This is a genomic window from Paraburkholderia caffeinilytica, from assembly GCF_003368325.1.
GTDB lineage: Bacteria > Pseudomonadota > Gammaproteobacteria > Burkholderiales > Burkholderiaceae > Paraburkholderia > Paraburkholderia caffeinilytica.
This window is the reverse complement of the sequence record NZ_CP031467.1, coordinates 50,577-70,858: the sequence shown is the minus strand read 5'-3', so window position 1 is coordinate 70,858 and position 20,282 is coordinate 50,577. Positions and strand designations below refer to the sequence as shown.

Genomic DNA, 20,282 nt, shown 5'->3' with positions numbered 1-20,282 from the left:
CTTAGCTACAGCCTAAGTCACAGTACGTATCTTACGCATTGTGAGCGGCGCTGCGGCGATCGAAAATCGTGGGCATGACATTCGGAACAACAGCCCAATGACCTCTTCTTTTGCGCTGCATGCGAGCGTGGTGGCCGCGACGTTCGTGCTGGCCGGCTTCGTCAAGGGCGTGACCGGCATGGGCCTGCCGACCGTCGCCATGGGCGTGCTCGGCACGCTGATGCTGCCGGCGCAAGCAGCCGCGATGCTGTTGCTGCCGTCGTTCGTCACGAACGTCTGGCAGCTGTTCGCGGGGCCTGATGTGCGGGCGCTGCTTGGGCGCTTGTGGCCGATGATGGCGGGCATCGTCGCGGGCACGCTTGCGGCTGCGTCGTTCATTGCCGGTGGAGGCGGTGCATGGGCTGTGGCCGGATTGGGCGCCGCGCTGACGCTCTACGCCGCGGCCGGGCTGATGGCGTGGCGTTTTTCGGTGCCGGTGCGGCACGAGCGCTGGCTGTCGCCGGCGGTCGGCGTGGTCACCGGCGCGATCACCGGTGGGACCGGGGTGTTCGTCGTGCCGGCGGTGCCTTACCTGCAGGGGCTGACGTTAAAGAAAGAGGATCTGGTTCAGGCGCTCGGCCTGTCGTTCACCGTTTCCACCATGGCGCTCGCCGCCGGCCTGGCACGGGAGCACGCATTTGCAATCGACGACCTGGGCGAGTCGCTTTGCGCCGTGGCGCCTGCCTTGCTCGGTATGTGGATCGGCCAACGGGTGCGCGGTCACATTAGTCCGGCGACCTTCCGGCGCTGGTTTTTTATTTGTCTGTTCGGCTTGGGTATTCAGTTGCTGGCACGCGCATTCGTTTGATCAGGAAGTGGGGCGCGTGAATCAGGGAGGGCTGGATTGTGTGGTCGACTATTCTGGATACGCTGGGCGCGTTGGCGATATTGGCCAGTGTGGCCGCGAAGATCGCGTTCATTCGCAAGCGCGGAAATCGGTGAGCCGCGAGGCTCGTCCGCGATGATTCCCGATGGGCGGTTCGCGGTGGCAGTCATGCGGTTTCTGTCGTGGGGGCGATGAAATAAGGGCGCTCCTTCGATTGTTCGGCTCATCCGACGTATCTATTCGCTTCCGGCCGCTTTATCCCAACGGCCTGTGTGTCTACATTGTTTCCTGTGACAGCGCCACTGCATGTCCGGCTTCATCCGCGTCGGCCCAGCGATTCTTCGCGACTGCGAAAGCGACGCCGGCGCGAACTCCATCCAAAGGAAACGACTATGAGCAAGCTCACAGGTAAGGTTGCGGTTGTAACGGGCGCATCGAAAGGCATCGGCGCAGCGATTGCGAAGGCGCTGGCGGCGCAAGGCGCGTCGGTCGTGGTGAACTATGCGTCCAGCAAGGCGGGCGCGGACGAGGTGGTTGCCGCAATCAGCGCAGCGGGCGGCAAGGCCGTGGCCGTTGGCGGCGATGTGTCCAAGGCAGCGGACGCGAAAGGCATCGTCGATGCTGCGGTCGAAACGTATGGCCGTCTCGACATTCTCGTCAACAATTCCGGCGTGTATGAGATGGCGCCGATCGAAGACATCACCGAAGCGCACTTCCATAAGCATTTCAATGTGAACGTGCTGGGCTTGCTATTGGTGACGCAAGCGGCGGTGAAGCATCTAGGCGAAGGCGGCAGCATCGTGAACGTCAGCTCGGTCGTCAGCCGCATTACGCCGCCGGGCAGCTCGGTCTACACCGCCACCAAGGGCGCGGTGGACGCCATCACCGGCGTGCTCGCACGTGAACTCGGCCCGCGCCAGATTCGCGTCAACTCCGTGAATCCCGGCATGGTGGAAACGGAAGGCACGCATACTGCCGGCTTCATCGGCTCGGACTTCGAGAGCTGGGCGGTCAGCACGACGCCGCTCGGCCGTATCGGACAGCCTGACGATATCGCCGGCGTCACCGTGTTCCTTGCCTCCGACGACTCGCGCTGGATGACCGGCGAAAGCCTGATCGCTAGCGGCGGTATGCGATAACAGGATTGGCGTGCAGCGTTTAGTCCGCATGTAACGCCGCCGGGCAACTGTTGCCCGGCGGCTTACCGTTTCATTGCGCCGCTACAGTAGCCGCGTTGGTCAGTTCTACTGCAAACAGCGCATCCAGCAGATTCGACCCCGGTCTTTCGGCCAGCCGCGTGAGCGATTCGATCATCAACACCTGGCAATCCTGAAGCGGAATCATCTTGATCCGCCGCGATTCGTTGAATTCGGCGCGCGCGATCACGCCCACTCCCATGCCCTGCGCGACCGCTTCCTCCAGCGCTTCACGCCCGTCCACGTACATCACCGGCTCGACCTGCAACGACTCGCGCACCAACTCGATTTCCAGCAACTGCTGCGTGACCGATTGCGCCTCGCGAAAAATCATCGGCTGTTGCACGAGTTCCGCGTAACTCAGCTTGCGTTTCTTCGCCGCCGGATAGCTCGCCGGCACCATGGCCACCAGCGGATCGCGCCGCAGCACGCGCGACTCGAGCCGGCTATGCACCTGCGGCGCGGCGGTAATCGCAGCGTCGACGGCGCTCGACAGCACACGCTGCATGCAGTCCGCGGCATTGGCGATCGAGAGCGTCACGACGATTCCCGGATGCAGCCTGCGAAATGCGCCGATCAGCGCGACGGCCAGATCCGGCGCGTCCGCGACCAGCGAGAGCGAGCCGGATTCGAGCCCGCCTGCCGATTCGAGCAGTTGCCGCGCATCGCGCTCGCAACTCAGCATCTGTCGCGTCACGCTGAAAAGGCGCAGGCCGAGTTCGGTGGTTTCGACGCCGCGCGGGCCGCGCTCGAACAATTTGACGCCGTAGTCCTGCTCGAGCCGCTTCACGTGATCCGACACCGCGGGCTGCGTGAGCGACAGCGCCTGCGCCGCCTTGGAAAACCCGCCATGTTCCGCGACCGCATGAAACGCCCGCAATTGCGCGTATTGCACGTCTGCCTCGCTGATAGATAAGTTTTTGCGATATCTGCATCGATTATATCGATTTTACCGATGGATGGCCTTTCTGTACTGTGTGAAACACCGCAACAGCGATATCGGAGATTCCGACCATGGAAAGCGCGATCGACAGCTCCCCGACCGTGTCCGCGATGCCTTCAACCGTGACGTGCGCCACGCCGGCCAAGGGCGAGCCGTATCTGTTGACGCCGGGACCGCTGACCACGGCGCTCTCGACCAAGGAAGCGATGTTGCGCGACTGGGGCTCGTGGGACGGCGACTTCCGCGCGATGACCGCCCAACTGCGCCGCAGCCTGCTGGACATTGCCGGCGACATCGCGGGCGAGTACGACTGCGTGCCGCTGCAGGGCAGCGGCAGCTACTGCGTCGAAGCGATGCTCGGCAGCCTGATTCCGCGCGACGGCCACGCCCTGGTGCTGGCCAACGGCGCCTATGGCAAACGCATCGCGACCACGCTCGGCTATCTCGGCCGTGCCTGCACGGTGCTCGACAAGGGCGACTACCTGCCGCCGCGCGGCGCCGAAGTCGAAAGCATGCTGGACGCCGATCCGCGCATCACGCACGTGGTTGCGGTGCATTGTGAAACGAGCTCCGGGATCCTCAATCCGATCGAGGAAATCGCGGCCGCCACCGCGAAAAAAGGCCGCAAGCTGCTGATCGACTCCATGAGCGCATTCGGCGCGGTGCCGCTCGATGTGCGTGAGATTCCGTGCGAGGCTTTCGTATCGTCGGCGAACAAATGCATCGAGGGCGTGCCCGGTTTCGGTTTCGTGATCGCCCGCAAGAGCGCGTTGCAGGAGGCCAAGGGGCGTAGCCATTCGCTCTCGCTCGACGTGTACGACCAGTGGGACGTGATGAACCGCACGGGACAATGGCGCTTCACGCCGCCCACGCACACCGTCGCCGCGTTTATCGAGGCATTGCGTCTGCATAAGCTCGAAGGCGGCCAGGCCGGGCGTCTCGCGCGTTACGCGAACAATCGCGACGTGCTGGTCGCGGGCATGCAGGCACTCGGTTTCGAGCCGCTGCTGAACGCGCACTGGCGCTCGCCGATCATCGTGACGTTTTTCGCGCCGGCGCATCCGTCGTTCAGGTTCGAGCTTTTCTATGAACTGATGAAGAAGCAGGGCTTCATCATCTATCCGGGCAAGCTGACGGTGGTGGACAGTTTCCGCATCGGCTGCATCGGTCAGGTGGATGAGCGCGTGATGCACCGCGTGGTGGAAGCCTGCGCGCAGTCGCTGCACGCGATGGGCGTCGCGCACGCCGCGCCGCCGGCGGCGGCGCTCGAAGAGCGCAAGACCCTGGCCGAAGCGGCGTGATCGGCAGGGGCCGGATTCGATTTGCGCATTCATGATGCGCGGTCCCGGTCCCGGTCGCACAAGCCGGTGGACGCAATGTCATGGAGACGCGCGGCACGCCGCGCGAGCCATACAACTTCCTGAGAATCGAAGTACATGAAACACGTAAAAGCAGTGATTTTCGACTGGGCCGGCACGGTGGTCGACTATGGTTCGCTGGCGCCGATGGGCGCTTTTGTCGAGACGTTCGAGCAGTTCGGCGTGTCGATCACGATCGACGAAGCACGCGGCCCGATGGGCATGGCCAAGCGCCCGCATATCGCGGCGCTGATGGCCTTGCCGCGCGTGTCGCAAGCATGGGCCGGCAAGTATGGCCGCACGCCGGGCGAAGCGGACATCGACGCCGTGTACGACGTCTTCGTGCCGAAGAACATCGCGGTGGCCGCCGGCTACAGTTCGGTGATTCCGGGCGTGGCGGAGGTGGCGAGCGCGCTGCGCAGCGACGACATCAGGATCGGCACGACCACCGGCTATACGCGCGAAATCATGGCCGAGATCGTGCCCGGCGCAGCGGCCCAGGGTTTTTCGCCGGACAGCATCGTGTGTACCGGCGATACGCCGGAAGGACGGCCGTCCCCGTACATGATCTACAAGACGCTGCCGGAATTGGGTGTATGGCGCGCGCGAGACGCGATCAAGGTCGACGACACCGAGGTCGGCATCGAGGAAGGCATCAACGGCGGCACGTGGGCGGTGGGCGTCGCCGTGAGCGGCAATGCCTTCGGCATGGCCGAGGACGACGTCAAGGCGTTGGCGCCGGATGAATTTGCATGGCGGCGCAAGGCGGCAGTTCAGAAGTTGCAGGCCGCAGGCGCGCACTATGTGATCGATAGCGTGGCGGATCTGCTGCCTGTGGTGCGTGAGATCGATACGCGGCTGGCGCGAGGCGAGCGGCCTTAAGTTGTTGGAGCGCGGGCTTCGGCGGGCGGTTTTTCTGTATTTGCCGAAGGCGTGCTGTTGAGAGACAGTGCGCTTTTTTGTTGCGGGCGATCGGCGTCGCTTTTGCTTCACAAGTCCATGTTGCCGTGTGAGAGCAGGGCACACGGTTCATAGGCACGGGCGATTTATTTTGTCTGTGCCTTTGCCGAAGCTATGCTCGATTCGTTCGAACAGAACAATGTCCCATTCACATCGTTCGTGGAGCGCCTTGCGATGACCTGCATCGCGCAGATTTCCGACATCCACGTGCGTCCGAAGGGCGAGTTGTATCAGGACCTGGTCGACTCGAACGCCATGCTCGCGCGAGCAATTGCCGCGCTGAACGCGGTGAGACCGGCGCCTGATCTCGTCATCGTTACGGGAGATCTTGTCGACGAAGGCCGGCCCGCCGAATACGCGATGGTGCGCGAGCTGCTCGCCGCGCTTACGCCGCCTTACATCGTAATGCCCGGTAATCACGACAATCGCGACCATCTGCAAGAAGCGTTCGCGGATCATCCATGGCTGCCTCGCAGCGGTCCCCTGCATTTCGCACGCGACGTAGGCACGGTGCGATTGATCGCGCTCGACACCTCCGTGCCCGACGAGCATCACGGCGATGCTTAACCGCAACGACCTGGCGTGGCTCGATGCGCATCTGAGCTATATCGGCCGGTTCGAGGGGCCGCTGCCGTTTGCGTGAAAGCGTTTGCGTGAAAGCGTGACGCGGACCGATCGAATAGCAAGGCATCAATGCGTTCGGCTGCGGTGCAAGTGATCCGGATTGCGCGGGGGGCAGGCTGCAATTGTCTGTTGAATGAAGGCGTTGAAGCGTGTCGGCGAGCACGAAGCTGCCACTCAAGTTTCGGATGCGGATGCCGTTGACTGAGCTAGTCACTTCCGGGAACCCAGCCGTGCAACTCGCCTACAGCAATGATCGTCTGTCCAGCAGAATGTCGGTTGATCCGTCCGTCATCGGCGAGCCCGAGGTGGAACCATCGGTCATCGAGTGGCTGTTGCACGACGATCAGGTGATGCGCGAATGCTTCACCCACGCGGCGGAAATCCTGAAAAGCGTGACCGGCGCGGCGATCACCGCGATCACGCTGCTCGACGAGGAGCACCAACACTACCGGGCCGAGGTCGGCATGGCGATGCCGCTCGTGACCCGCGCGCGCTCGCTGGCCGACTATGCGGTGCGCGACGCGGAGCTCTTCGTCATCGAGGATGCACACGACGATGCCCGTTTCGGCGAATGCATGCTGGTGCAGCGCCATCCCTTCGTGCGCTTTTACGCGGCGATTGCACTGCGCGCGCCGAACGGCGAAATCGTCGGCGCCTTGTGCGCGATGGACCCGGCGCCCGGCCGCCTCGACGCAGCGCAACGCGGCGTGTTTTACCACCTGCGCGCGATGATCGAAAACGATCTGAAAATGCGCACGGCCACCGCGATCGATCCGCTTACCCAGTTGTACAACCGCCGTTTCCTGCTGGAAAGCATCGCGCGCAAGTGGAAGGAGGCACGCGAGGGCGACGTGATGGGCTCGGTGGTGGTCGACGTCGACTGGTTCAAGCAATACAACGATACCTACGGCCATCTCGCGGGCGACCATTGTCTGCGCAGCGTGGCTTCCGTGATGCAGGCGACAGCCGACGGCGAGCGCATCATCGCCGGACGCATGGGTGGCGAGGAGTTCGGCCTGCTGGTGCTGCGCGCGGAACCGGCGGCGCTTGAAGACACGCTCGAAGCGCTGCGGCAGGGCGTGGAAGATCTGGCGATCGAACATCGCGCATCGCCGCTCGGCATGGTGACGGTGAGCGTCGGCGCCTCGCTGACGCGCATGACCGAGGGATCCCGGCTGGCGCATCGCGAAGGCTTCGCGAGCGCCGACCGGGCGCTGTATCGCTCGAAACACGAGGGCAGGAATCTGGTGACGATGGCGTAGGGCAGGCCGCCTCGCGCGCGGACCGGTCTGCAGGGAAGCTTACCGACGACGGTGCGATTCCTGTTCGATCATGGGCGCGCGATATTGCACTGCAGTTCGCCGACTGACCTTCGTGCAGTGCTCGCACGGGAGAGCCCGCTCATAGCGCTGCAGTGATCAGCTTCAACCCGGCGGGCAGCGATTCGCCGAACACGCGGCCTTCGTCGGCGTCATCGAGTTCTACGGTTTCGCTCACCATCGTGATCCACGCGCGCGGCGCATTGGCCGCCTCGAGTTTGCGCACCACCGTGTGGCGCACGTCCTCAGGCAGGTCGCGCGAGCGGTCGCCGGTCATGCGGGCGATCTGCACGGCGGCGAATGGCGCGGGGTCGACCTTCTTCCAGTCGAGCGCGACGATCGTGCTCAGCCAGCGTGCCGCGATGTCCGGCGGCACGACGCTATGCGTGCTGCCATAGAACGGCCGCCGCGCACCGATACGGCCCACCGCCCACCAGCTCTGATGATTTTCCGCAGGCTTCTTCAAGCGCGCGAGCACCGACTCGCCGAGTTCGATCTTGCGTTCGACAGGAATGCGTTCGAGCGACGCGCTTAGCCGGACCATGTCGGTGAAGCCGGTTTTCGACACGTCGAACGGCAGCTTGTGACGCGATTGCGCGGCCGTTTGCAGATAGGCCATCGCGTCGAGCACGCGCAGTTGCGCGCTTTCGTCGAGACCGCCCGCCGCGCGGCGCCACAGTGTCCACCATTCCGACCAGACCTGGCTTTCGTTGACGTACTGGATGCCGTCGTCGAAGAGCGACCAGAGTTGCTCGACTCGCCATTCGTCGAGCGGGTAGCCGAAGCCCGGCCGCACGCAATAGCCGGCGAGATTCAGCCACAAGCGCTCGTGATCGGCCGAACGCCGCCGACGGCGCGCGCGCTCCCATAGCGCACCGAACAGTTCGCGCAGCAGCGCGCTGCTCCACCCTTCGCGCGGTCCGAGCAACTGTTCGAGTTGCGAGCGCAGGCGTTTGACTTCTTTCGGGTCGACGTTTTGCGCGCGCGATCCGAAGCAGCGGTCGATATGGTCGATCGCCTGGTCGAGCGCGGGATGGCGGGCCTGTGCCGGATCCGCCGGGAGGTTCACCTCGGCGCTCGCCTCGCCGTCTGCGCCGCGCAACTGGAATTCGAGCAGCCAGCGCTGCGCCGGATTGCCGAGCTCGATGCAGTGCACGTCGAGCGTGCCGACTTCGGTCAGGGATGTGGCGATCTGCACCGCGGTTTCGCCGCGCGCCGTGCCTGCGCCGCGCGGTTGCACGATCGTCGCGATGGGCGGCAGCCGGACAAAGTCGCCTTGCGCCAGGTCGGCGAGTTCGCCGGGCTGATAGACGGTATCCGCGCTCGAAGAGGCCAGGTGAAAGCGCACGGGGTGCCCGAGACGCAGCGCGAACGTGCGGTCCGCGATCAGAATCTCGTGGCCTTCCTCGGTGCCGCGCGGCAGCAGGCAGATGCCGCGTTGCGACGGCCCGGCCTCGCGTGCGTCGCCGCTGGATTCGTCCAGCACGAGGAAATAACTGCGCGCCGAGCCACCGCCGATTTTCGGCGCCTGGCCCGCGCGGGCGAGCGCATAGGCGACCGCGCCGCGCGCCACGGCGACGTCCGGATTGTCGTTGTGCAGAACGTTGAGCGGTTCGCCGCGCCATGCGCCCAGGGTGCTGGACAGCCGCTGCGTGAGCGCGTCGGCACGGAACACGCCGCCGTTCAGCAGCAATGTGTCGGGCACCGGCAAAGGCTCGTCCTGAGCTCCGCCGGTCTCAGAGGCGCCGGGAGACGAACCCAGCGCCTGACGCGACTGCGCCGCGAAGCGGCTCAGAAACGCCGCGATATGGCGCGTGACCGCCGCGTCGGTGGCGTAGGGCAGGCCGAACTCGACGATCGCGCCGCGCGGCCGGCCGGGCCGTTCGTTCGATGCCACCGCCGGAAAGAATCCGTCGACGATGATCTGCTCGACTTCCTCGCGCGTGACCTGCACTGTGCGCGCGCCGCCGATCAGCTTCGAACCCGCGCCGAGCAGCGTGATCGAAGCCGACTCCGGCGCGCCGGGACCGAGCAGTTGTTCCTTCGCGCCGCGGCAACGCTCGACCAGTTGCGACAGACTCGCAGCCGTTAGACGCGTGCGCTCGCTGCCCGCTTGAGGCAAACGCACCTCGACCCGATGCGCGAGCGCGAGATCCATGTTGTCGCCGCCGAGCATCAGATGGTTGCCCACGCCGATACGCGTGAGTTCCGGCTCACCGTCACGCATGCGGACTTCGACCAGCGTGAGGTCGGTGGTGCCGCCGCCCACGTCGCAGATCAGCACGAGCCGCGTGTCCGACAGTTCGGCGGCAAGGCTTTTGCGATGATGAAACAGCCAGTCGTAGAACGCGGCCTGCGGCTCTTCGAGCAGCCGCAGCGTCGGGAGCCCGGCCATGCGCGCCGCTTCCACCGTCAGCGCTCGCGCGCCTTCGTCGAAAGAAGCGGGCACCGTCAGCACAATGTCCTGCGCTTCGAGCGGCGCGTCCGGAAAGCGCCGATTCCAGGCCGCCCGCACGTGCGCCAGATAACTCGCGCTGGCTTCGACCGGCGACACCTTGCGGACATCGTCCGCCGCGCCCCACGGCAGGATCGGCGCGACCCGGTCCACCGACGCATGCGACAGCCAGCTCTTCGCGCTCGCCACCAGCCGTCCCGGCACTTGGCCGCCGAGCGCGCGCGCGAGCCTGCCGATCACCACGGGCGGATCCGGCTGACTTGCGTCGGCGCTGCCGGTCGAACGGTCAGGCGCGCGCCAGGGCAACTGCAAATCGCCCGCGCTCAGCTCGCCCGGCGCCGCGTGATATCGCACCGACGGCAGCAGCGAGCGCGCGTCGACCTCGCCGAGACTCACCAGCTGATCGATCCCGAAGACGCGAATCTCCTGCGAGCCCGCCGCGGGACTGCCCGCCTCGGGATCGCCCACCTCGGCATAGGCCAGCACCGTATTGCTGGTGCCGAGATCAATGCCGACGCTGTAGCGCTTCATCCCGGTCATGCATTGGCGCCGCCGCGCACGTCGAACTCGACCTTCCAGCGCTCGTCGGTGCCGCGCGGCACGGCTTCGAGTTCGAGCGTGCCGGCTTCCGTCACGCGCGCATGCAGTTTCACCGGCACGACTTCGCCGGCGGTACGGCCGGCGGACGGCAGCGTCGCCTGGATTTCCTCCAGTTCCTGCAATTCCTCGGGACCCCAGAAGTCGAGCAGCGTGCCGACCTGATCCTGACGACGCACCGACGATCCAAAGAAGCGGAAGTGCACCGGCTCGCCGACCACCAGCCCGAACTCCTGCGCCGGCAGTTCGGCCTGGGTGCCTTCCTCCATGCCGAACGGGGCGACGCACAGCGCCTGCACCGGCGGCTCGAGACCCGGAACGGCGGGCATCGCCGATTCGATCGCGATGTAGTACGCACGCGCGGTGCCGCCGCGAATGCGCACGCCCTGGCCGCGCCGCACATAGCCGTAATAGGCCGCGCCGCGCGCGACGGCGAGATCGAGATCCGCGCCTTCGAGCAGGCGGGCGTGCGGCGCGCCTTCGGTGCCGAGCCAGCCATTGAGCGTGCCCATGATCCGTTCGACCAGCAGCGGCGACTTGAACACGCCGCCGTTGAAGAGCACGGCGGTGGGGTGCAAGAAAGTCGCGCCTTCCATCGTGGCGATATCGCGCAAGCGTTCGAGTTCGGCCAGCGCGCCCACCTGCCGGCCAAGGAAAGCCGCCAGATGCCGTGTGATGCCTGCGTCCTGCGCGTACGGCAGGCCGAGTTGCGTCAGACCGGCACGCGCGCGGCTCACCGGACGCGCCGCGCTTTCCACCTGCGGGAAAAAGCCTTCGAGGATCGTCTGGGTCAGCTCCGCGCGCGTGAGTTCGGTGCGGATCGAGCCGCCGATCAGCTTCGAGCCGCGGCTCGGCACGACGAGCGGCACGGTATCGGTCGACGGGTCGCTGAGCAGCGTTTCCTTTGCCGAACGGCAGGCATAGGTGAGGGCGCGCAGTTGCCACGCGTCGGCCTGGGTTCCCAGCGCCGCAAGTTTGCGCGCGACCCCATGGGCCAGTGCGAGGTCCATGTTGTCGCCGCCCAGCAGAATGTGTTCGCCGACCGCGACGCGATGCAGTTCGAGATTGCCTTCGCGCTCGATCACGGCGATCAGCGAGAGGTCGGTGGTGCCGCCGCCCACGTCGACCACGAGAATGATGTCGCCGACCTTGACCTGCTTGCGCCACTGGCCGCCGCTCTTCTGAATCCAGCTATACAGCGCGGCTTGCGGCTCTTCGAGCAAGGTCATGCGGCCGTAGCCGGCGGCTTCTGCGGCTTCGGCGGTCAACTCGCGTGCGGCCGGATCGAACGACGCCGGGATCGTCACCGTGATGTCCTGCTGGCTGAACGGGGCGTCCGGATGCGCGTGGTCCCACGCTTCGCGCAAGTGAGTCAGATAGCGCACCGAGCTTTCGAGCGGCGAGACGCGGGCGACTTCAGGCGGCGCGTCGTTCGGCAGAATCGCCGCGCGGCGGTCGACGCCCGGATGGCACAGCCAGCTCTTGGCGCTCGACACGAGCCGGATCGGCGTGGCCGCGCCACGGCTGCGGGCGAACTCGCCGACCGCGAATTCGCGCTGGCCGGTCCAGGGCAGGTACAGGTCGCCCGAGGCGAGTTCGTCCGGATGCGGCAGGTAGAGAAACGAGGGCAGCAGATCGAGGTTGTCGATCGCGCCGGGGCCGGTGAGTTGCGCGACCGGCAGCACGCCTTGGGCGGTCTTTTCGCCGTCGCTGGCCGTGGTGTCCACGTAGGACAGCGCGCAGTGCGTCGTGCCCAGATCGATACCGATTGAGAAGCGCGCGTCGCTCATAGCTCCACCTCGGCCGGTGCGATCACCTTGGCGTCATGGCTGCCGGTCAGCTTCGGCAGACGCACCTCGTCGACACGCCAGCCGCGGTGGCTGATGCTGCCGTTGAACGGCGCCTTGCCGACCACATTGCCGGTCAGGCGAATCGAGGTGGCGTCGAAACCTTCGGCCAGCGTGACGCGGCTGCCTTCGGCTTCGTCGCGCACTGGACGGATCGTGAAATGCTCGCGCAGGGTTGCGCGGCAGCCGTCGTGCACGAGGCGGGCGGCGGCGCCGATGTCGGCGTCGCTATAGCCCTTGATGTCTTCTTCGACGAAATCGATGAAGCGCGCGTCGCGTTGCAACAGGCCGAGCAACTGGAGCGCGGCGTCCGGGCTCGCTTCCTTCAGCGTGGGCGCCGGTTGCGGGGCGGGAGCCGGCGCAGCGGCCGGCGCGGGCGTAGGGGCGACAACAGGTGCGGCGCTCGCGGCAGCGGCGGCGTCACCCTTGCGCAGGCGCAGCACCCCGGCGGCGAATTCGCCATCGCCGAGGATGCTGAAAAAGGTACTGACGGCAAGGGAAATCCTGCCGAGGAAAGACGGGTTCGAGTCGGTCATGAATGCTCCTGAGGGGCTCTGTTAAAGGACGAGCTGTCCTGGCTGCGCTGCACGCGACGAGCCCGGCGTGCCTGATTGGCGTGCCGGGCCGTCGCCATGCGTCTTTGCGAGGGTCGGCGGCAGGCGAGCCGCCGAGGTCTGATTCATCCGGTCTTGCGGCGCGGTTCGCACGCACAAAACCCGTATTTTGCCTTGTCGCGCGCCCGAAGCGGGCAAAGCCGGCAATTCTAGCGGTCAATGGGGGGAGATTGGCGGGCGGCGGAGGACGCTTGCCATGGGTGCCCGGCCGCTTGTTTCACACGGCGTGCGGCCCGAATTCGGCCGCCACCTGGTCGATGAACGCGCGCAGTTTCGGGGTCGCGCGGCTTGCCGGAAACACCAGATGCATGGGGCGCGCGGGCGCTTCGTAGCCGTTCAGCAGGCGCACCAGCCGGCCCGCGGCGAGCTCGTCCTTCACCGCCACTTCAGGCGCGAGGATCACGCCGCCGCCATTGAGGGCCGCGGCCAGCAGCGCTTTCACGTCGTTGGCCTCAAAGCGGCCTGAGATCGGCACCACATGTTCGCCTTGGGCATCGGCGAAACGCCATTCGGTCGCAACCGGCAAGCTCGTGTAGACGAAGCTCAGACATTCGTGCGCCGTCAGCGCTTGCGGCGTGCGCGGCTCGCCATGTTCGGCCAGGTAGCCGGGCGACGCGCAGGCGACCAGCCGGTACGGCATCAACGACCGTGCGATCAACGACGAATCCGACAGCGGGCCCAGACGGATCGCGGCCTCATACCCTTCATCGATCAGATCGACGAAGCGGTCGGTCAGCGCCAACTCGACCCGCACCTCAGGATGGGCCTTCAGATAGCGCGTGATCATCGGCGCGAGACAGCAGGTGCCGAACGTCACCGGTGCGGTGATGCGCAAACGCCCGCGCGGCGCGGCCGACAATTCCTGCGCGACCGATTCGGCCGCTTCGGCATCGGCCAGCAGCGCCTTGCAGCGTTCGTAGAAGATCTGGCCGATTTCCGTCAGGCTCTGGCGGCGTGTGGTCCGGTTGAGCAACCGCGCGCCGACGCGTTCTTCCAGCGTGCTGATGTGCTTGCCGGCCATCTGCGAGGAGATGCCGAAGGCGAGCGCCGCCGCGGCGAACGAGCCGCTGTCGGCTGTTTTCACGAACACAGCCATGCTGGTCAAACGGTCCATGATTCACCACTCCTGATTTCGACAGTCGTCAAAATTCGCCTGTTTATCCGGTTGAAGTTTTGAATCATAGTGCTTCTCACCGATGGGCGGGCGCTCAACGGAGCGATCCTCAGACAGACATGGAGTGTGAAACATGAAGATAGGCATTCTCGGCGCCGGTTTTCTCGGCCGCGCGATGGCGACGCTCGCGCAGCGCCATGGTCACGAAGTGATGATCAGCAATTCCCGCGATCCGCGGACCTTGATCAGTACGGCCGCGGTGCTCGGCTGTGCGCTCGGCACGGCTCTAGAGGCGGCGAAGTTCGGCGATATGGCGGTGGTGACCGTGCCGTTCAGCAGCATTGACGCGTTGCCGGTTGCGGCGCTCGACGGCAGGGTCGTGATCGACACGTGCAATTACTACCCCGACCGCGATGGCCGGATCGAGGCGCTCGACAGTCGCTCGACAACCACCAGCCAGATGCTGGCCGCCGCGTTGCCCGGCGCGAAGGTGGTCAAGGCCTTCAATGCGATTCTGGCGAAAGACCTCGAAACGGACGGCAAGCCTGCCGATGCGCCGAGCCGCCGCGCATTGCCGTTCGCCGGAGACGACGAGCGGGCCAGACACGTCGTGCGCGGGCTTATCGATCAGTTCGGCTTCGATCCAGTCGATGCCGGTGCGCTCGCCGACAGTTGGCGCTTCGAGCGTGCGAAGCCGGTCTACTGCATTGCGCTGGATCGCGCGGGCATCGTCGAGGGATTGGCGGCGGCGCAGCGGGACGTGGAGTTGCCGCATGGGTCGTGGCGGCATTGAGTGGGGTGTGGCGGACTCACGCAACTCGGTTTCGCCTTCGGCGCAGAACGGCTGCTGCTTGCCATGCTCGCCCAGGGGCGAGCGTAGCGGTCGCGTTCGATTCAACTCATCGCGTCGAGCAATCTGTACCACGCAACCCCGGCGCTGATGTAAAAACGCTGAAGCGCATGCAGCGGAATCCGCCGGATCGATGTCGGCGGCAACGGCAGTCCACGCGTTGCACCGGCCAGATGCGCAGCGAGGTGTTTGCCGAGCGTCGTGGCCATCGCGATCCCGCGGCCGTTGTAGCCTAACGCGATCGTCAGTCCCGGTACGGGAAGATGAACGTGCGGCAGGAAATCCCGCGTGATGGCGATGCGCCCGGCCCAGCGATACTCGTACTCGACGTCCGCCAGTTGCGGATACAGCAATCTGGCGGCACGTTCGAGGTGCGCCCAGTCCGCCGCGCCGCGTGGTTCGCGAAAAGGTCCGCGGCCGCCGATCAACAGGCGGCCTTCGCTGTCGCGCCGGAAGTACAGCAGCAAGCGCCGCGAATCCGACGCCACTTCGCGCCCGGGCAGGATGCTTGCGCTGACGCTTGCGGCCAGCGGCTTCGTTGCCACGATGAAGCTGTTTGCTGCGATCACAGACTGCGCGATCCCCGGCCACAGCGAATCGCTGTATCCATTGGTGGCAAGCAGGACCTGACGCGCGTCGATGGTCAGTCCGCGAGCGGTGTGAATGCGCCACCCATCGGCGCGTTGTTCGAGACGGCTCGCGCGCGTCGCGCCGTGAATCGCCACGCCACGCGCGAGGGCAGCGCGTGCAAGTCCCCGCGCGTAGCTGAGCGGTTGCACGCTGCCCGCGCGCCGGTCCACCCATCCCCCTACAAACGCCTCCGTGCCAAGGCGCTGCGTAATCTGCGCGCGATCGAGCAACTCGACGCGCGCGCCACGCGATTCCCACTGGCGCGCACGCGCATGCAGCGTATCGAGCAGCCGGGTCGAATGGGTGGGTTGAATCCAGCCGGCCCGTATCGCGTCGCAAGCGATGCCGTGGCGCTCGATCAGATCGAACACCGTATCGGCCGCGCCGCCCGCCATCCGGACGAGCGCGTCGCCGTCCTCCGGGCCGAAGCGGCGCACGAGTTCGTCAGGGTCGTACTTGAGTCCCGGGATCACCTGTCCGCCATTGCGTCCCGACGCTCCCCAGCCTGGCTCGTTCGCATCGATCACGCAGACGTCGAGGCCGAGTTCGCTCAAATGCAGCGCAGTGGATAAACCCGTGTAACCCGCGCCCACGATAGCTACCTGGACACGCTTCGATGCGTCGAGCGGCGGCGTCCGCATCGCGGCCTCGGCGGTGGCAGCCCAGAGCGACGGCGGCAACGGCTGGCCGGTTTCTGCTGACTTCATTGCGCGATTCCGTTCGACGTGGGCGTGAGCATGCGGCGCAGGAAATCGCGCGTGCGCGGATGAGTCGGCCGCTCGAGCAGATCGGCTGCCGCGCCTTCCTCGCAAATGGTGCCGTCGTACAGAAAGCACACGCGATCGGCCACTTCGCGCGCGAAGCCCATCTCATGCGTGACGACGATCATCGTCATGCCGTCGTTCGCGAGTTGCCGCATCACGCCGAGCACTTCGCCGACGAGTTCCGGGTCGAGTGCGGAAGTGGGTTCGTCGAACAGAATCGCTTTCGGCTCCATCGCTAATGCACGCGCGATGGCGACGCGCTGCTGCTGCCCGCCCGACAGCTCCGCCGGATACGCGTTCATCCGGTGCGCGAGGCCAACCTTGTCGAGCAGATGCCGCGCTTTCTCGCGCGCCGCCTCACCGGCTTCCTTTTTCACGTAGAGCGGTCCTTCGCAGACGTTCTCGAGCGCCGTGCGATGCGGGAACAGATTGAAGCGCTGAAACACCATGCCGACCTGCGTGCGCAACGCGTGGATGTGCTTCGACCTGGCGTCGACGCGCACGCCTTCGACGGCGATCGTGCCGGCGTCGTAGGTTTCGAGACCGTTGATGCAGCGCAGGAGCGTCGACTTGCCCGAGCCCGACGGCCCAATCAGACAGACCACCTGACCGGCTTCGACGTTGAGGCTGACGCCTTTGAGCACTTCCTGATCGTGGAAGCGCTTGTGAATGGCTTGAACTTCGATCATCGCTTTCCCTTCAGGCCGAGACGGCGCTCAATGCGCCGCAATCCGTAGACGAGCGGCAGGCTGAGCGCGAGATAGAGCAGCGCGACGAGCGTGAATACCGTCATGTTCTGGAACGTCGACGACGCGATCAGCTGGCCGGCGCGCGTCATTTCCGCGACGGTGATGGTCGAGGCCAGCGACGAGTCCTTCAGCATCATCACGAGCGTGTTGCCGTAAGGCGGCAGCGCGATTCGAAACGCCTGCGGCAGGATCACGCGGCGCATGATCAGCGCGCCACGCATGCCGATGGATTGCGCGGCTTCGATCTGGCCGTGGTCGATTGCCTGGATGCCGGCGCGAAAGTTTTCCGCCTGATACGCCGAGTAGGCCACGCCCAGTCCGATGAAACCCGCCTGGAACGCGCTCAACTGCACGCCGAGATCGGGCAGCACGAAGTAGATGTAGAACAGCTGCACGATGATCGGCAGGCCGCGAATCACGTTGACGATCGTGGCCGCCGCGTTCGAGAGCACCTTGTTCGGCGACACGCGCATCAGCGCCAGCACGAGGCCGAGGAGCGTGCTGAGCACGAACGCGCAGAAGGTGATCTCGACGGTGACGACCGCGCCTTTCAGCAGGATCGGCAGGAAGTCGAGCGCATTCTGGATGAACATGGCGTGATCTCCTCAGGCAGCGCGCCGCGTCATTCCACTTGCCATTTCTTGATGATCTCCGTGAGCGTGCCGTCCGCCTTGATCTTGCGGATGCCGGCATTGAGCTTCTCCAGCGTTGCGTTATCGCCCTTGCGCACCACGAAGCACAGTTGACCCTTCACGCTCGGCTGATAACCGTCGACGAGGCGCAATTGCGGGTTCGGGTTTTTCTGCAACTGGTACGCGATGATCGGATGGTCGCCGAAGCCGGCCTTGATCCGGCCGAGCGCGACGTCGCGCATGATGTCGGCAACCGAGTCGTACGTGCGCACTTCCTTGAAGATGCCTTTCTTGTTCAACGCGTCGACGAACGCGGTCCCCACTTGCGCGCCGACCACTTCGCCCTTGAGATCGTCCATCGACGTGTACTTGCCTTTGTCGTCCGCGCGCACGATCAGGCCTTCGCCATAGGAATAGACCGTGTCGGAGAAATCGACGACCTGCTCGCGCGCCGGCGTCTTCAGCATGGCGGCGGAGATCACGTCGATCTTCTTCGTGGTGAGCGACGGGATCAGCGCGGAAAAGGTGGTTTGCTCGACCTTCACGTCGAAACCGGCGGCCTTGCCCGTTGCGGTGATGGCATCGACCAGCAGACCCTGGATCGAATTGCTCTTCACGTCGAGGAAGGTGAACGGCACACCGGTGGCCGTCGCGCCGACCGTGTACTCAGGCGCGGCGGCCGCCATGGCCGGTGTTGCTGCGATGACCAACCCGGCAATGGCGGCGCCGGCGATGCGCTTGACTAACTGGATCATGAAATTCTCCACGACGGTGACGGACTGCGGTTGAGGAATCGATGCTAGGTATGGCTTCATCATATCCGAGTCAAAAATATCGAATAACATTATTTGCGTATCGATATTCGATATGCTAACGTCAAGCCATCACGATCACCATTGGGTATTTCCATGAGCGGGAAAGGGGTGGAGCAAGAAAACGAGGCCGAAGCGCCGGACGCGCTGTTCAATCAATCGCTGGAAAAAGGCATCGCGGTGCTGCGCGCGTTCAGCGCGCAACGCCGGAGCATGAGCCTGCCGGAAGTGGCCGAGGCGACGTCGATCACGAAGAGTTCGGCGCAACGGATGATCTACACGCTGGAGAAGCTCGGCTACGTGCGCAAGCATCCGCGCACGAAGCGCTATCAGCTCACGCCGCGTGTCATGCAGATTGGCTTCAACTACCTCGCGGCCGATACGCTCATCGACGTGGCCAACCCGTTTCTCTCGGAACTCACGAACGTGACGGGCGAGACGACCAGCCTGACCGAACCGGACGGCGTCGAGATGCTGTACGTCGCGCGTTTTGTCTGCATGAAGTTCGTGCCGATTCACATGCCGATAGGCAGCCGTATTCCGATGTACTGCACCGCGTCGGGCCGCGCCTATCTGAGCGCGCTGCCGGACGATGAAGCGCGCACGCTGCTCGAAGCGAACGAGCGTGTCGCGCATACGCAGTACACGGTGACCGACATCGGCGAAATCGGGGCGCTGCTGGCGGAGGCGCGCCGCCGCGGCTATACGTCGAACCGCGAGGAACTGTTCATCGGCGACATGACGATTGCGGCGCCCGTGCTGGACGGCGAAAGAAGACCCGTCGCATCGGTGCACGTGGTCGCGCCGACCAGCCGCTGGACGTTAGCCGACGCGGAACAGCGCCTCGCACCCGCGGTGATCGATTGCGCGCGTGGTATCAGCAATTCGATCAGGACGTTGGGTTGACCGATCCGTGCAGTTCGCCGACAAGGTGGGAGAGGCGGGCAATGCGGTGGCGGTACATCGGCGCCTGAGGAGAATTTTTCAGATGTTCGACGCGATCGCGCCAATATGCCGGCGGAAAGGGTTTTTGCGGCGCGCATGCGATTATGCGTTCGAGATGAACGAGTTCGCTTTCGAAAAGATGGTGGTGCATTGTTCGATTTCCCCGTAGATGGCCAGTCTGGTTCGTTCGCGACGTCGCTAACAATCTGACGCCGCTCAGGGCTGCTAAAGCAGAATCTCGTCCGCGCAGTGGAGCGCCGCGGCGATGCAATGCAAAAAGACCGCTTACCAGGCGATCCAGAAACATCTGTGGGGGTGGCCGGGTGCGCGAGTACCGCGGAATGCTCTTGCCGAAAATCGATGAACTTGCCGCAATGGGCGCGGGCAAATAAAAAAAGGACTAGCCGTCGCTGCTTGTCCCCGCAAAGGGAGGCAACGACGGCCGAACCTCGCAGCGGCCCGCCTGATGCATAGCCAGGCGGTTTCCACCCTGTCGGCTTAACGCATTGCAACGATCTTCTCTGCGGAAGTATTCGGTTGCCACGTGCCGACGCACGACATTACAGCTACAACAACAGCACAGCCCTCTCTCAGTCTGTCGCCGGCGACTCTATATTGCCGGCTTCGATCGCTGCGTCCGGCATGGTTCGGATCACTAACCGAGGGATCGTGATGACTCACGGCGATCCCTCGATCGGCGGCGTCGGCGATCCGGAAACAAACCGGATCTTGCCGGACGTCGGTGCATCGAACGCATTGCAACGCGCGATCTTTGTTTGGTCCCTCAGGTTCCCCAGCTTGTCGGGCAGGTTTATTGCACGTTCTGGGCGCTGCCACCGCATGGGCGGTTTGTTTTTATCAGGCGGTGGCGGCTATCGACCCACTATATGCAATGACCGTGCCATGCTGCGAAGCCGCATGGCGGCGAGAGCATCGAATTTATGGGTCTCGAGATTGGACAATCCCGTCCACAAACTTGCCATGAATTGGACGATTTCGTCCAATTGA

The 20,282-nt window shown here is 64.9% G+C and carries 17 protein-coding genes; 8 read left to right on the top strand and 9 right to left on the bottom strand.

All coding sequences use genetic code 11. The annotated features are described in order from the left end of the window. The first annotated feature begins 97 nt into the window (after positions 1-97). Together DSC91_RS16270 and DSC91_RS16265 are read left to right on the top strand one after the other, a co-directional pair. Complete coding sequence (locus tag DSC91_RS16270; RefSeq protein ID WP_115779920.1) at positions 98-847, top strand: sulfite exporter TauE/SafE family protein; 750 nt, start codon at positions 98-100, stop codon at positions 845-847. A 410-nt stretch (positions 848-1,257) separates the two neighbouring features. After that, positions 1,258-2,004, top strand: a complete 747-nt coding sequence (locus tag DSC91_RS16265) for a glucose 1-dehydrogenase (protein WP_115779919.1) — start codon at positions 1,258-1,260, stop codon at positions 2,002-2,004. 70 nt (positions 2,005-2,074) lie between these two features. On the opposite strand, the gene DSC91_RS16260 is transcribed toward DSC91_RS16265, so the two are convergent. Then, complete coding sequence (locus DSC91_RS16260) at positions 2,075-2,956, bottom strand: LysR substrate-binding domain-containing protein (protein WP_115779918.1); 882 nt, start codon at positions 2,954-2,956, stop codon at positions 2,075-2,077. 119 nt (positions 2,957-3,075) lie between these two features. Here DSC91_RS16260 and DSC91_RS16255 point away from each other — a divergent pair, with 119 nt between their 5' ends. The 4 genes from DSC91_RS16255 to DSC91_RS16240 all read left to right on the top strand — a co-directional run bounded on the left by DSC91_RS16255 (position 3,076) and on the right by DSC91_RS16240 (position 7,208). After that, entirely contained in the window at positions 3,076-4,305 is a 1,230-nt protein-coding gene (locus tag DSC91_RS16255; RefSeq protein ID WP_115779917.1) for a 2-aminoethylphosphonate--pyruvate transaminase, read from the top strand. Between the two features lie 135 nt (positions 4,306-4,440). Next, positions 4,441-5,244: a phosphonoacetaldehyde hydrolase gene (phnX, locus tag DSC91_RS16250; protein WP_115779916.1), complete on the top strand. Its 804-nt coding sequence runs from the start codon at positions 4,441-4,443 to the stop codon at positions 5,242-5,244. A gap of 192 nt (positions 5,245-5,436) precedes the next feature. Further along, the gene (locus DSC91_RS16245; protein WP_229758399.1) at positions 5,437-5,889 is read left to right on the top strand and encodes a metallophosphoesterase; all 453 of its coding nucleotides are present in this window, start codon (positions 5,437-5,439) and stop codon (positions 5,887-5,889) included. A gap of 287 nt (positions 5,890-6,176) precedes the next feature. Next, positions 6,177-7,208, top strand: coding sequence for a sensor domain-containing diguanylate cyclase (locus DSC91_RS16240; RefSeq protein ID WP_229758398.1), 1,032 nt, complete (start codon positions 6,177-6,179; stop codon positions 7,206-7,208). Positions 7,209-7,347: 139 nt separating this feature from the next. Here DSC91_RS16240 and DSC91_RS16235 read toward each other — a convergent pair whose 3' ends face one another. The 4 genes from DSC91_RS16235 to DSC91_RS16220 all read right to left on the bottom strand — a co-directional run bounded on the left by DSC91_RS16235 (position 7,348) and on the right by DSC91_RS16220 (position 13,892). Then, on the bottom strand, positions 7,348-10,260 hold the full coding sequence (locus DSC91_RS16235) for an Hsp70 family protein (protein WP_175172111.1): 2,913 nt from the start codon (positions 10,258-10,260) through the stop codon (positions 7,348-7,350). Continuing rightward, positions 10,257-12,107: an Hsp70 family protein gene (locus DSC91_RS16230; protein WP_115779914.1), complete on the bottom strand. Its 1,851-nt coding sequence runs from the start codon at positions 12,105-12,107 to the stop codon at positions 10,257-10,259. Before DSC91_RS16230 ends, DSC91_RS16235 begins: the two co-directional genes overlap by 4 nt. Beyond that, positions 12,104-12,700, bottom strand: a complete 597-nt coding sequence (locus DSC91_RS16225) for a DUF2760 domain-containing protein (RefSeq protein ID WP_115779913.1) — start codon at positions 12,698-12,700, stop codon at positions 12,104-12,106. The genes DSC91_RS16230 and DSC91_RS16225 overlap by 4 nt, the downstream gene beginning before the upstream one ends. 295 nt (positions 12,701-12,995) lie before the next feature. Further along, positions 12,996-13,892 carry a LysR family transcriptional regulator gene (locus DSC91_RS16220; protein ID WP_115779912.1) on the bottom strand — a complete coding sequence of 299 codons (897 nt, stop codon included), beginning with the start codon at positions 13,890-13,892 and terminating at the stop codon, positions 12,996-12,998. Between the two features lie 133 nt (positions 13,893-14,025). Between DSC91_RS16220 and DSC91_RS16215 the strand changes: the two genes are divergently transcribed. Further along, a complete protein-coding gene (locus DSC91_RS16215) occupies positions 14,026-14,685 on the top strand; it encodes an NADPH-dependent F420 reductase (protein ID WP_115779911.1) in 660 nt (219 codons plus the stop codon). A 101-nt stretch (positions 14,686-14,786) separates the two neighbouring features. Here the strand turns inward: DSC91_RS16215 and DSC91_RS16210 are convergent, their stop codons facing one another. The 4 genes from DSC91_RS16210 to DSC91_RS16195 are packed head-to-tail and all read right to left on the bottom strand — an operon-like array spanning position 14,787 to position 18,272. Then, positions 14,787-16,079 (bottom strand): NAD(P)/FAD-dependent oxidoreductase, encoded by a 1,293-nt coding sequence (locus tag DSC91_RS16210; protein ID WP_115779910.1) that lies wholly within the window; start codon positions 16,077-16,079, stop codon positions 14,787-14,789. After that, complete coding sequence (locus tag DSC91_RS16205; protein ID WP_115779909.1) at positions 16,076-16,825, bottom strand: amino acid ABC transporter ATP-binding protein; 750 nt, start codon at positions 16,823-16,825, stop codon at positions 16,076-16,078. The genes DSC91_RS16210 and DSC91_RS16205 overlap by 4 nt, the downstream gene beginning before the upstream one ends. Then, positions 16,822-17,478, bottom strand: coding sequence for an amino acid ABC transporter permease (locus DSC91_RS16200; RefSeq protein ID WP_115779908.1), 657 nt, complete (start codon positions 17,476-17,478; stop codon positions 16,822-16,824). Before DSC91_RS16200 ends, DSC91_RS16205 begins: the two co-directional genes overlap by 4 nt. A gap of 29 nt (positions 17,479-17,507) precedes the next feature. Beyond that, positions 17,508-18,272 (bottom strand): substrate-binding periplasmic protein, encoded by a 765-nt coding sequence (locus tag DSC91_RS16195; protein ID WP_115783287.1) that lies wholly within the window; start codon positions 18,270-18,272, stop codon positions 17,508-17,510. A gap of 153 nt (positions 18,273-18,425) precedes the next feature. Here DSC91_RS16195 and DSC91_RS16190 point away from each other — a divergent pair, with 153 nt between their 5' ends. Next, positions 18,426-19,235: an IclR family transcriptional regulator gene (locus tag DSC91_RS16190; protein ID WP_115779907.1), complete on the top strand. Its 810-nt coding sequence runs from the start codon at positions 18,426-18,428 to the stop codon at positions 19,233-19,235. Positions 19,236-20,282: the final 1,047 nt, after the last annotated feature.